Source organism: Streptomyces sp. NBC_00104 (genome assembly GCF_045160825.1).
Lineage (GTDB): Bacteria > Actinomycetota > Actinomycetes > Streptomycetales > Streptomycetaceae > Streptomyces.
Genome location: NZ_CP108215.1, coordinates 3,638,450 through 3,650,791, shown reverse-complemented (window position 1 = coordinate 3,650,791; position 12,342 = coordinate 3,638,450). Strand labels below are relative to the sequence as shown.

Annotated in this window: 14 protein-coding genes; all 14 read left to right on the top strand. The window is 71.1% G+C overall.

The genetic code is table 11. The features are described from left to right. The first annotated feature begins 214 nt into the window (after positions 1-214). The 14 genes from OG272_RS15950 (at position 215) to OG272_RS15885 (ending at position 12,249) form a co-directional block, all read left to right on the top strand. A complete protein-coding gene (locus OG272_RS15950; protein ID WP_405893773.1) occupies positions 215-850 on the top strand; it encodes a hypothetical protein in 636 nt (211 codons plus the stop codon). A 53-nt stretch (positions 851-903) separates the two neighbouring features. Further along, positions 904-1,416 carry a hypothetical protein gene (locus OG272_RS15945; RefSeq protein ID WP_405893772.1) on the top strand — a complete coding sequence of 171 codons (513 nt, stop codon included), beginning with the start codon at positions 904-906 and terminating at the stop codon, positions 1,414-1,416. 112 nt (positions 1,417-1,528) lie between these two features. Next, positions 1,529-1,786, top strand: a complete 258-nt coding sequence (locus OG272_RS15940; protein WP_405893771.1) for a hypothetical protein — start codon at positions 1,529-1,531, stop codon at positions 1,784-1,786. A gap of 60 nt (positions 1,787-1,846) precedes the next feature. Beyond that, on the top strand, positions 1,847-4,621 hold the full coding sequence (locus OG272_RS15935) for a DUF3560 domain-containing protein (protein ID WP_405893770.1): 2,775 nt from the start codon (positions 1,847-1,849) through the stop codon (positions 4,619-4,621). Positions 4,622-4,737: 116 nt separating this feature from the next. Then, complete coding sequence (locus OG272_RS15930; RefSeq protein WP_405893768.1) at positions 4,738-5,097, top strand: hypothetical protein; 360 nt, start codon at positions 4,738-4,740, stop codon at positions 5,095-5,097. A 67-nt stretch (positions 5,098-5,164) separates the two neighbouring features. Continuing rightward, a complete protein-coding gene (locus tag OG272_RS15925; protein WP_405893767.1) occupies positions 5,165-5,647 on the top strand; it encodes a hypothetical protein in 483 nt (160 codons plus the stop codon). 43 nt (positions 5,648-5,690) lie between these two features. Next, positions 5,691-6,716 carry a DUF3560 domain-containing protein gene (locus tag OG272_RS15920; RefSeq protein WP_405893765.1) on the top strand — a complete coding sequence of 342 codons (1,026 nt, stop codon included), beginning with the start codon at positions 5,691-5,693 and terminating at the stop codon, positions 6,714-6,716. 115 nt (positions 6,717-6,831) lie between these two features. Continuing rightward, on the top strand, positions 6,832-7,245 hold the full coding sequence (locus tag OG272_RS15915) for a hypothetical protein (RefSeq protein ID WP_405893763.1): 414 nt from the start codon (positions 6,832-6,834) through the stop codon (positions 7,243-7,245). A gap of 71 nt (positions 7,246-7,316) precedes the next feature. After that, on the top strand, positions 7,317-8,174 hold the full coding sequence (locus OG272_RS15910) for a ParB/RepB/Spo0J family partition protein (RefSeq protein WP_405893761.1): 858 nt from the start codon (positions 7,317-7,319) through the stop codon (positions 8,172-8,174). 67 nt (positions 8,175-8,241) lie between these two features. Next, positions 8,242-9,090 (top strand): hypothetical protein, encoded by an 849-nt coding sequence (locus tag OG272_RS15905; RefSeq protein WP_405893759.1) that lies wholly within the window; start codon positions 8,242-8,244, stop codon positions 9,088-9,090. Between the two features lie 53 nt (positions 9,091-9,143). Continuing rightward, positions 9,144-9,998 carry a class I SAM-dependent methyltransferase gene (locus OG272_RS15900; RefSeq protein ID WP_405893757.1) on the top strand — a complete coding sequence of 285 codons (855 nt, stop codon included), beginning with the start codon at positions 9,144-9,146 and terminating at the stop codon, positions 9,996-9,998. A 114-nt stretch (positions 9,999-10,112) separates the two neighbouring features. Next, positions 10,113-10,409: a hypothetical protein gene (locus OG272_RS15895; protein ID WP_405893755.1), complete on the top strand. Its 297-nt coding sequence runs from the start codon at positions 10,113-10,115 to the stop codon at positions 10,407-10,409. 70 nt (positions 10,410-10,479) lie between these two features. Beyond that, positions 10,480-11,739, top strand: coding sequence for a hypothetical protein (locus tag OG272_RS15890; RefSeq protein ID WP_405893754.1), 1,260 nt, complete (start codon positions 10,480-10,482; stop codon positions 11,737-11,739). A gap of 42 nt (positions 11,740-11,781) precedes the next feature. Then, positions 11,782-12,249: a hypothetical protein gene (locus OG272_RS15885; RefSeq protein ID WP_405893753.1), complete on the top strand. Its 468-nt coding sequence runs from the start codon at positions 11,782-11,784 to the stop codon at positions 12,247-12,249. Positions 12,250-12,342: the final 93 nt, after the last annotated feature.

Here is a 12,342-nt window from a genome sequence, read left to right as displayed (position 1 = left end):
CGACGGCAAAGGGTGGAACCGGCTGAGCCTCAACGCCCATCATGGCGGATTTCTCGCCCAGTGCGCCCTGCGCCCCCGGCGCTGGGGCGCGCTGCTGGAATCCCAGGACACGCGCCGGGCCCGCTGGGGCGGGTTCGGCCCGTGCATCCGGCGCGGACAGTGCGACGGCTGTCCGGTGCGAGAGGCGTTGTACGGACAGTGCACCGTCGTCCCAGTGAACGCCCCGCGGGTCCTCGTCCGTGTCGAGCCAGTCTTCGCGACGGACGCACTGTTCGGCGGCCCCGACGGCTACAGGCTGTGGGTCACCACCGGCCCCGACGACCGCAACTACGGCGACCGGCAGCCGTGGACCTGGGACCAAGCGGCCCGAGTGCAGGGCTGGGACATCGGCCGCATGTACGCGGACGAGCACGGCGAAGGCTTCTGGCTGGAGCGCACGACACGCGTCCCCGCCCTGGGCTGCGTGATCACCACCCGCGCCCGGCCCTCCTTCGCCCGGCACGCGTTCCGGGTGGCCCGCTGCCGGGTCGCATCCCTGCACTGCGCGGGGGAGTGCACGCACGACACCGAACTACTGAACGCGATCTCCCACGCCTGCCCCGGGCCCGAGGGCGCCAATGAGGAGCGCGTACCGGTCCGCTGGATGCAGGTACCGGAGATGACGCCGCAGCCCACCGGCCGCATCCGCTTCGGCGTCGAGGTGCGGCCCATGACCGTGCAGGTCACCGCCACGGAAGACACCCGGTGCCAGATGGCCCGGCTGACGCTGACCGGCTCCGGCTGGACGGCCGAGCGCGTACGAGCAGCCGGCGAGGCCCTCCGGGCGCACCTCGCGGACCGCGCCAACTGACCTTCAACCCCGCCCCATCCCGCCACCGCACACGCAGAAGGAGAACCACCACCATGGAGACGAACGACATCCAGACCCCCGAGCGCTACGGCGGCGAGCCCCTCTACGGCAACCTGCCCGCCGATTACAGCCAGAGGGAGCGGCCGTTCACCGTCACCGTCGCCGACCCCGGCCGGTACAGCACCGGCCGCCCCACCCGGTACGTCGTCACCGCCTGCTCCACCGAGAAGGCCTGGGCGCTGGCCCTCGCCTGGCACATCGTGGCCGAGGAGACGCCCGACTGCATGGTGCTCGCCGACGAGTCGCACGAGGGCCTGCCGGACGGCGAGCGCGGGATCCACTGGAACGACCTGCGCCCCGAGCACCAGCGGCAGCGCGACCTCGACGACCTCGCGGATCAGGCCACCGAACTGCTGGAACAGTTCGACGCCGAGATCGCCACGTGCGTCGATGACAACGGCGAGATCCGGCAGGACCAGCGCACGGCATACGAGCGGGCCGTGGCGGGCCACCGGTTCGACGGCTGGTGCCTGGTCCGCCAGCTGTCCACCCTCGACGGCCGCTGACCTGGGAATACTTGCCGATTCCTTGACCAAATCACTTTGGATATAGAGGTTATCCAGGTTCATTTAGTCAATGATGAATGTGTCACCAACCACCAACCCCAGGGAGCCCGACATGGACGCCACCACCACCAACGCCATCTTCGCGGCGGCAGCCACCAACACCTACTGGACGTCCACGAACCTCGGCCTCACCACCCAGGTCAACCACGACGGCTACACCTACTTCGTGCGGCTCCCCAAGGGCAGCGGTAAGGCCAGCATCGTCGGCCGCGAGGGATTCGGCGGCAGCGAATACGTGGACGCCACCGCCACCTGGGCCCAGTCCTTCCCCATCGTCGAAGCCGCGATGGCCGCCACCCGCGTCCACTGACCACCCGGCCCGGCCCCCACCACGGGGGCCGGGCCGCCCGCATCCCCGAAGGAGGAAACCATGGCCGTCACCAAGACCGCCGCAACCCCCAGCATCGCCATCGCCCGCGTCCTGCGCCGCCTCGGCCTCACCCAAGGCAAGGGCAGCGACTTCCGCGTGGAAGGCGAGTACCGCAACGGCGAGCGCGTCGCCACCCGCGTCCTGACCCTCACCAAGCACGCGGACGAGATGGTCGCGGCCCACGCCGACGACATCGAGCGCTGGACAGCCGAAGACGGCGGCTGGACCTTCACCGTGAACGTCCGCTACAGCGACAAGGGCCGCCCGCACTGCACGATCAGCAACGGGATCCGCGAGCGGGTCCGCGAGGAGCCGCCCACTCAGTCCCAGCCCCAGCCCACCCCGGAGCCTGAGCCTGAGCCCACCCCCGAGCCTGAGCCTGAGCAGGCGACCGCCGGCACGGAGTTCCTCGAGGACGCGGCGCAGCCGGACGAGGGCGAGCAGCCCCCGGCCGACGAGCCCCCGGCCGAGAAGCCGACGCCGAAGGGCTACATCACGATCACTCACACGCGGGCGGAGGGCACGCTCCTCGACGGCTCCACCAAGGGCGACGGTGCATACGAGCTCGTCCGGCCGTTCAACTTCCGGTCCTTTCGGTCGCTCGGCATGCTCGGCATCCCGCGCTCGCGCGACAACGAGGCCCAGCGGTGGCGCATCGACTGCGCGACAGCGGCCCTGCGCGAGGCTGGGTGGGAGGTGACCGTCGACATTGACGAGAGCCAGCGGCGCAGCTTCGAGGAGGCGGAGGCCGAGCGGCTGGAGCGGGCCGAGGGCCGCGCCGAGCGGTTCGGCGACCGCGCCGACCGGGCCGCCCGCAACTCCGACGCCCGGCACAAGGCGGCCCTGAGCGCGCTCGACGGCATCGAGCCCGGCCAGCCGGTCCTTCGCGGCCACTACAGCGAGCGCGGCCACCGCCGCGCTCTCGCACGCAGCGACACCAACATGCGGAAGTCGATCGAGGAGGAGAAGAAGGCCACGCACTGGGGCCACCGCGCGGAGGCCGCCGAGAAGTACGAGGAGCGCCGCTACGACCCCAACCGCACCCGGCGGCGGCTGGAGAAGCTCGGCGCGGAGCTGCGGCAGCAGGAGCGCTACCGCGACCAGGCGACCGAGCGGGGCTACGACCCGGGCCAGTACGAGCGCCGCATTGAGGACCTGAACGAGGAGATCGCCGGCTGGGAGAGGGTCGTCGAGCAGGCCAAGGCGGACGGTGTGAAGCTGTGGGAGGCCGACGACTTCGCGCCCGGCGACTTCGCGATGTACAGCCGCTCCTGGTACCAGGTGCACCGGGTCAACCCCAAGACGCTGTCCATCGCCTGGAACTTGCGGCTGATGCCCAAGCGGGTGATGACGCTGGAGGACGCCAGGCATGCCGGATCGGTCCACACGTTCGGCATGGACTACACGAAGGTGGAGGCCCGCTGTCCGGACGAGGCGATGCGGGCCTTCCTGGCCGACGGGAAGGTACCCGGCACGAAGTCCGCGCGGGAGGCCTCCGAGGCGCAGCCGGCGAGCGCGGTCCGCGCGGCCCAGGCCGCGAAGCCGAAGCCGAAGAAGCGCAGCGACCCGAAGATCCCCAAGCGCGTGAAGGTCGAATGCCGGTGGGATGCCACCGAAGCAACGCTGACCTGGCTCGACGGCAAGGGCCAGCCGCACAAGCTCCACAAGCCGGAGACGATCACCGCGCCGGACGGCGAGAAGTTCACCGAGTCGGTGTGGACGCGGTCCCTGCTGGCCGCTGTCACCCGGCTTCTGGCCGAGCGCGGCTACACCTACCGGGGAGACAGGTGGAGCGGCTCCCCGGCCCGAGGCATCGTCCACGCCATCGAGCCCGCCCCGGACACGAACGGCGGCGACGTCCAGGAGGCCGCGCCCGAGCAGCTGGAGGACGCGGCCCCGCCGGTCGACGAGCAGCCGGCGCCTCCGCCCCCGGCCGAGGAACCCCCGGCGCCCGTCGAAGAGGCGCCAGTCGAGGAGCCCCCGGCGGCCGACGAGGCCCCCGTCGACGAGCCCGCCCCGCCCGCCGAGGACCCGAAGGAACGGCGCCTCCAGCGCCAGCAGGCCGCCGCGCTCGGCTGGTCGGCCGGTCAGGCAGACCTCGCCATCGCCGCCGCCGCAGGCTGGCTCTACCGGTTCCTTGACGGCACGCTCCGCCGACAGGACCTCCCCGGCGCCGCTAGCCGCATCGTCGCCGAACACCGCCTCCACCCACTCGTGAAGGCCGGGTTCCTCGTCGTCGGTGAGCCCGACGAGTTCGAGCGGCGGCCCATCCGGGTCACCGCCGACGGCCGCCGGGCCGTGACCGTCTGGAAGCGGTGGCTGCCCAGGCCGGTGGAGATGGACCGGCAGCAGGAGTGCGGGCGGCTGCGCCCCCTCCTCCACGGTGACCAGGCCCGCAGGCTCGCCGAGCAGGCCAGGGAGGACGAGGCGAAGCGGAAGGCGGCCAGCGCGGCGTTCTGGGAGGCGTCCGGGCGGCTGGCGGCCTGGGAGGACCGCGAAGACCGGCTCTGGGAAGCCTGGGCGAAGGTCCACGGGATCCGCTTCCGGCTCCAGCGGCGGCTCGCCGGCTGGGTGCCGACCGAGGAGGAGATCGCCGAACACCACCTCGACTCGGACGTGGTGGCCGAACTGCGGGCGGACGTGGAGAACCCGCAGCCGAAGCCGGAGCTGCCGAAGCTCAGGCAGAAGCCGGTGGAGGAGCTGCCTCCGATGGCGGCCGACGAGGAGACGCCCGAGCAGCTGGACCTCTTCGGCCTGGCGACGGCAGGCAACTAGCCAGACCTCTTTACGATTCTTTGACCAAATTGACTTGGATAGGGAGGGTAATCCCGTCGCATTTAACCAATGATGAATGTGTCACCAACCACCACAACAACCCCCAGGGAGCAGACATGGACGCCAACACCATCAAGGTCCTCACCACGCTGGCCTCGAACGCGATCAACCGCGAGCACGCCGCCCGCACCGCCCTCGCCGAGGCCATGGCCGACATGACCCAGGGCATCGACCCGAGCGCCATCCGCAGGGTCATGGAGGCCGCAGCGACCGCCCTCCCCTACCGGATGCTCATGGAAGAGGCCGGAGACGAGAGCGAGGCCGAGGTGTTCACCCGGCTCCGCAAGCGCCTCACCAGCCGGGTCCTCCACAGCGGCCCTAGCTCCAGCTCATGCGCCCTCACGAACGAGGCCCAGCGCCTCGAATACGCGGGCTACCGGGCCTTCCTCTCCGACACCGAAGCCTTCGCGTTCTAAACCCGGCCGGCTCCTCCCCGGCCCGGCGACCGCCGGGCCGGGCCCCTCCACCCCAGAAAGGCACCCCATGACCGCCCAGACCGCCATCACCGCGGACGACCTCGGCGAGGCCGTCGGCAAGATCGCCGCCTTCGCCGCCCTCTCCCTCCACGAGTCGTTCCCGCACCTGAGCCCGGACAGCCTGGTCGAGACGTTCACCCGGGACAGCGCCACCACCATGATCGCCGCCGGTTTCCTCGCCGGGCTCGACGGCGGCAAGACCCCGGGCGAGGCTGCCGGCGCCGTCGGAGCCGACCTCATGCGGGCCTGGGCCGACGCCCGCAACGAGGCCCGCGCCCAGGTCGACCAGCAGACCGCCACCCCGGACCCCGTCACCGGCTGCCCCGGGCCAAGCCGCGCCCACTGCGCCTACTGCGGCTCGCACAGGACCCGTCCCGACCAGCTACTCCCCAGGGGAGACACCTACTGCTGCGGCGTGCCCGTCTGCCGGGGCGACCGCGGGGACTGCGTGGCCGACCTCGACGGCTACGAGAAGAGTTTCACCGCCTGACAGTGACACCCGCTGACCACACACCACCAGGAGGAACCCCGGCATGGCCGACATCACGATCAAGCACACCCGAGCGGAAGGCACGCTCGTTCACGGCTCCGAGCCCGATGACGGCATTCTGGAATTGCTGAACCCGTTCGGCTTCCGCTACGCCCGCACCGTCGGATTCATCTACCTGCGGGGCTCGCGGGACAGGGCCTCCGATCAGCGCAGAATCCGAGGCGCCAAGGCCTCTCTGGAGACCGAGGGGCACACGGTCACCCTCGACATCGACGAGACCGTACGGCGCTCCTTCCAGGCCGCCGAGCAGGAGCGCTACGTGCGGGCGGGGGAGCGCGCCGAACGGCTGGACACGAAGGCCGACCGTCTGCAGGAGTCCTCGGATGCCAAGTGGGCGGAGGGCCTGCGGATCGCGGCGAGCTACCAGGGCGAGCCGGTGAAGACCGACCACTATTCGGCCGGGAAGCACATGAACGACCTCCGGCGCGCCCGCCGCCTCTGCGGCCAGGCCGCCGAGGAGCAGCGGGACGCGGACCGCTGCCGGAGTCGGGCCGACGCCGCGGCGTACTACGAGGAGGGACGGAAGGGCCCCGGCACCACCCTGCGCCGGCTGGAGCGGCTGAACGCCGACCGGCGGAACATCGAGCGGCAGATGGAAGCGACCGTCCGGGCCGCCGAGAGCAGCGCCGAGGCGGGACACCTGATCGACCCCGAGGCGCTCGTCGACGACCTCGCCCGGCTCGACGCCGACCACCTCGACCTGTGCGAGCAGATCCGCGAGTGGGAGGCCCACATCAAGGCCGTCGAGGCCGAGGGCGTCAAGATCTGGGGCCCGGCCGACTTCACCCCCGGCGACTACCTGCGCACCGGAGAGCGCTGGTACCTGGTCCTGCGGGTGAACGCGAAGACGCTGAGCGTCCCGAGGTCGGTGGACCACCGGGCCCGGGTCTACAACCGCGCCAACCAGCTCGGTACGCGCACGAGCACCCTGCCCTACGACAAGGTCACCGGCCGGATGAGCGGCGACGAGATGGACGCCAAGCTCGCCGAGCAGCCGGAGGGGCTCTGACCTGGGCTTTCTTGCCGATTCATTGACCAAATCAGCTTGGTTAGGGAAGGTAATCAAAAGGCGCTTGGGCAAGGATGAATGTGTCACCACTTCACCACCCACCACGGAGGCCCGAATGCCCGCCATCACCACCGCCAAATGGCTCGCCCGCCACCTCGCCCAGGCCATCGCCGACGAGGCCGCCGCACCCCACTCCACCCCCCTCGCGCAGGCCAAGCTCTTTCAGCTCCTGGTCGACGGCGGCTACTCGGAGCTGGAGATCGGCGAAATGTTCGGCGAGGGCCCCGAGGCCGTGTGCCACCGCCTCGGCCTCCTCGCCCTCATCCCCGAGGGCCAGGGCCTGGCCGACCGGCGCGTCCTGCCCGTCGACCTCGGCTACTACATCGGCTGCCTCAGCCCCGAGAACCAGCAGCTCATGATCAGCCGCTGGCGGACCGGCGGCTTCTCCAGCGCCGGCCACGCCGAGCGCTACGCCTGCGCCCTCATCAGGGACGAGAGCAGCGCCACCCGGGGCGCGGCCACCACCTGACCCACCCCCACCCACGGCGCCCCGCCTGACCGGGCGGGGCGCCCCCACCCATGCCCGCAAGGAGGCACCCCATGCCCGCCATCGTCCGCACGATCCCCATCGACAGCATCCGCCGGTACACGGCCCCGATCCGCGAACACCTCGACATCCTCGACCCCGACGTCCTCGCCGACGCCGTGACCAACCTCCACCAGCGGCCCGTCGTCCGCTACGTGCCCAGCCCCCACGGCTACGTCCTCGTCCTCGGCGAGGACGCCATCCGCACCGCCCAGCGCCACGCCCGCATCACCGTCGAGGCCCTCGTCCTGAACGACACCCAGGACGACGCCATGAAGAACCTGATCGACGCGGTCGCCGAGCGCATCGGCCAGCCCGGCATCACCCCGCTGGAGGAAGCCGTCCTCTTCCACCGGCTCAGCAAGCGGTACAGCACCCACGGGATCGCCGCCAGGACAGGCAAGCTCCCCGCCTACGTCCGCTCGCGCATGGAACTCCTCGACCTCTGCCCCGACGGCCAGGCCGCCCTCGGCGAGAACCGGCTCCCCATCGGTCTCGCCTGGCACATCTCCCGCCTGCCCGCCGGCCTGCAAACGCCGTTCCTCCACCGCTGGACCGGCGGCGAGTTCACCAACGCCCGCACCGCCGAAGCCGCCGCCCGAGCCCTGGCCGCCTTCTCGGCGTACGACATCGCCCAGGCCGCGCTCGAACACATCGGCGACCTGTGGGGCGCCGAGCCCGGCCCGGACGACACCACCGCCCAGCTGCGGGCCTGGGACGGCACCCCGTTCACCCTCACCATCGGCGCGGCCGGCGAATACCGCCTGAACAACGACCAGCTGAACGAGGGCCTCACCCTCCCGGTCAGCGCCGGGGACGGCATCGACGTCATCGCCCGCTCCCTCGCGGGCCACGTCGGCCACCTCTACTGACCGGCCCCACCGGCTTCCCGGCCCGGCGCCCGCCGGGCCGGACCCCTCCACCCCAGAAAGGCACCCCATGACCGACCAGCCCATCACGGCACACGAGGCCGCCCAACCCCTGACCGCCCGCCAGCGGATGACCCTCGCCCTGACCGAGCGGGGCGTCACAGTCCACACCGACAACGACGCCGGTAACTCCTGGCTGCTCGTGAACATGGAGGGCGACACCTTCCCGGGCGTGGGTACGCCCCGCCTGGTCGCCTACGTCTACGAGGCACGCGAAGACTGGGTATTCGTGGACGCGCTCATGGAGCACTGGGCTGGCACCTGGCGCGTGCACTACAACGACGGCACCACCGACCACGCCCTGTTCAGCGGCACCAGCAAGGCCGACGCGGCGACCGAGACGGCTGAGTGCGCCGCGTTCATCGCCGACTGCCTGACCGCGCCCGCCTCGGCATTGACCGGCCAGGCCCCCACGCGCCCGGCCTACCAGCTCCCCGACGCCCGCGTGCTCGGCACGGCGGCCACCGAGGCGCTGGAGGCGGCACGGCAGGCGAACGAGCGGCTCGGCCGCGTCATGGCGATCGTGACCGCCGCGGCGGTCCGCGACATCCTGACCGGCCACGAAGCCGCCGCCCCCTTCGACGCGGTGCGCGCCGAACTCGTCGAGGGCGAGGACGGGTCGCTGTTCCCCACCGGCCGGTACTGGACGGCCGCGGGTGATGAGCGCACCTTCACCGAGGCCGTCGGCGCGAGCGAAGCCGGAAACGGCATCCACGGCATGAGCGAGTGGACCGTCCACCTGAACGACGACAACCGGCACGTCTGGGAGCCCCTGTGCACCGAGCTGCCCGACCGTGACCGGCGGCCGGCCTGGGGCATCGACCTCGTCCGGGCCGCCGCTCTCGACCTCGACGCCTGACCCACCCCCACCCACAGCGCCCCGCCCGCCCGGCGGACGGGGCGCCCCCAGCCATGCCCGCACGCACGAAGGAGCAGCTCATGCAGATCCCCGGCGACATCCACGCCGTCCTCACCGACCCCCGCACCGTCATCAGCGGCGACCGCGTACAGATCCCCTTCCAGCTCGACGACGCCCTGTACAAGCGGCTCAACGTGATCCTCAAGGACATCGGCGGCCGGTGGGACGGCCGCAAGGCGGTCCGGGCCCACACCTTCCCCTTCCCGGTGGCCGAGTTCATGCGGGCCTGCCTCGCGGCCGGTGAGTGGCCCTCGAAGTTCGAACAGGGCTGGTACCCGACCCCGCCCGCCGTCGTCTACGACATGCTGGAACACGCCTCGATCCGGGTCGGCCACACCGTCCTGGAGCCGTCCGCCGGCGTCGGCTCGATCGTCAAGCGGGCCGCCGAGGAGATGGGCATCGTGGACTGCGTCGAGATCGACGCCCGCCGCGTCCACGCCCTCCGCGAGCTGGGCGCTGCCCGCCGCGTCATCCACGGCGACTTCCTCGACCTCGACCCGCTCGCCATCGACGAGCCGTACGACCGGGTCGTGATGAACCCGCCGTTCAACAACGCCATCGGGCACGTCATGCACGCCCTCGGCTTCCTCCGCGACGGCGGCACCCTCGTGGCGATCCTGCCCGAGTACGTCACCTGGCACAGTGACCGCGCCACCTGCGAGTTCCGCGAGCTGATTGCCCTGGCCGAAGGGGAGCTGATCCCGCTGCCCGCCGACGCTTTCACGCCGTCCGGCACGAGCATCCGCACCGTCCTCCTCCGCCTGGACGCCGACCCTGACGGCTCCCTCCCCACCCACGGATGGCACCAGCGCCAGCCGCTCCAGCTCGACCTGTTCGCCACGGCCTGACCTGCGGTTTCCTTGTCGATCTCTTGACCAAATCAGCCTGCATAAGGAGGGTAATCCGGCCGCATTTCACCAAGGATGAATGTGTAACCACCCACCAACCCCAAGGAGCCCGACATGGCCACCACCAACGCCACCACCACCAACGCCATCACCACCGCGGCCCTCATCGACGGCTACGCCGACGTCGCCGGCCACCGCTCCGAATGGATGGCCCGCGGCCCCGAGCGCGACGCCATGAGGGCCGCGGCCCGCAAGGCCTGGGACTTCGTCCTGGCCCTCCACATGGGCGAGCACTTCACCCCCGAGCGCTTCACCGAGACCACCCGCGAGATCGACGCCCTCATGGCCAACGCGGGCGCCAAGCGGCTCTCGGCCCGCACGAGCGAGTGGCTCGCGGCCTTTACGGCCTGACCCCACCACCCTCCGCGCCCCGCCCGCCGGGCGGGGCGCCCACCACCCACTTGCCCGGAGGCAACCCGTCATGACCAGCACGACCCCAGCCATCCCCAGGACCGAACTGGCCGCCGCGGTCTCCACCGTGGCCCAGATCCTCCAGGCCCGCGTCAAAGAGTTCGGCATCTACGCCGAGGGGCGCGCACTCCTCGACCGCAGGGTCCTCCTCCAGGTGGCCGCCGGCCTGCCGCCCACGGCCGACTTCGACCGGCACGCCTGGGAGGGCGCATGGCGGGCCAGCCGCACCGACGGCACCCGCGCCCACCGCAAGGCCCTGTACGAGCAGCTCTGCGAGACGCTGGCCGCCGAATTCGAGGACGAGGACGGCCGGTGGGAAGGCCGCCGCGAGCCGGCCGAGATCCTTCGGGTGGCCCACCGGCTCCACAGCATCGAGACGCGCATCTGCATCGACGACACCCTTGGACCGTACGACTGTCGGGTTGACCCCACGAACCGCTGGAACGGCTGGCTGAGCCCGTACTTCACCCTCGACACCTCCCGCGAGCTGGCCACCCGAACCCAGGAGATAGCCGACGAGTACGGCTTCGACTGCACCGACACCATCCACGTCATCGACGGCCGCGCCGACAGCGCCGACAGCGTCCACGTCATCGACGGCGGCACCGACAGCGAACACGAGCCGCAAGCGGTCGTCGTACGCATCCGCTGGAACCAGCTCGACGAAGGGCTTGAGGCGGCCGTCAGCAGCGAGCTGGTCATCGGCCCGACGCCGAAGGCCATCGAGCCCGGCGGCGAAGGCGAACCGCGGGCGGTCGTCCTCCACATCCGCTGGATGTACATGGACCACAACGAGGAGGGCGAGGAGGCCGCCCAGGTTATCCAGCCCAACGCGGAGGGCCTGTACGGCATCGGCGGCTGGGAATGGACCTGGCACTTCGCTACCTGGTCCTGCCTCTGCGGCTCGTATGAGGACTGGCACGAGACCGAGTGCCCGTGCGGCCTCACCCGCGACGGCCAGCCCTCGACGCCACTGGAAGCCGCCACATGGAAGGTCGGCCGCATCCTGCGCACCCTGGCCCCCGAAGCGACCTCCGCCCTGATCGACATCCACGAGGGCTGCCCACACGTCATCTCGGTATACGCCGGGGACACCGAAATCGACTCGGCCGACGACGGCGTGTACGACACCGAGACGCTCGGCGCGGCGGACGAGGCCCTGCGACAGGCCCTCGACGAGATCACCGCCATCGGCCCGGCCGCAGCCGGATGGGAGCACGTCCCGGACGAGTGCTCCGCCCACGTCTACCGGCTCACGTTCCCTTCCTAGCCCGCCCCCCCGACCCCCACCCACACGAGACAAGGACGTCACATGACGAACCAGACCCCTCCCGGCCCGTCCCCAGCACCCGAGCCGATGGTCGAGGTGATGGTGTGCGCGAACGAGCGCGACCACTACCCGGCCCTGGTGAACCCCGCCGACCAGCGCGACGGATGCGTGCGGCCCTGGTTCGACCTCGACACCGTGCGCCGGATCGCGACCGACACCCAGGCCGACGCCGCCCGGTACGGGCACGGCTCGATCGACACGGTCCACGTGCTTGACGGCACGGTCGAGCGCATGCGTGACGGCGCGGTCGAGCGCACGGCCCACGCGGTCGTCACGGTCGTCTGCTGGATGTACCTCGGCGGTGACCGTCACGAGCAGGCGGTCGAGGTCCTCCAGCCGTCTGTGTCCGGCCGGTACGCGGTCGGCGGCCATGGCTGGTGCTGGTACGCGATCTCGGACGACCTGATGCCGATGATCCCCTTCGAGCCCGGACACCGCCACGCGGCCTGACCTGCGGCTTTCCTGACGATTCTTTGACCAAATCCGCCGGGATAACGAGGATATCCCGGCGGATTTAACCAAAGAATGAGGACGTATCCACCA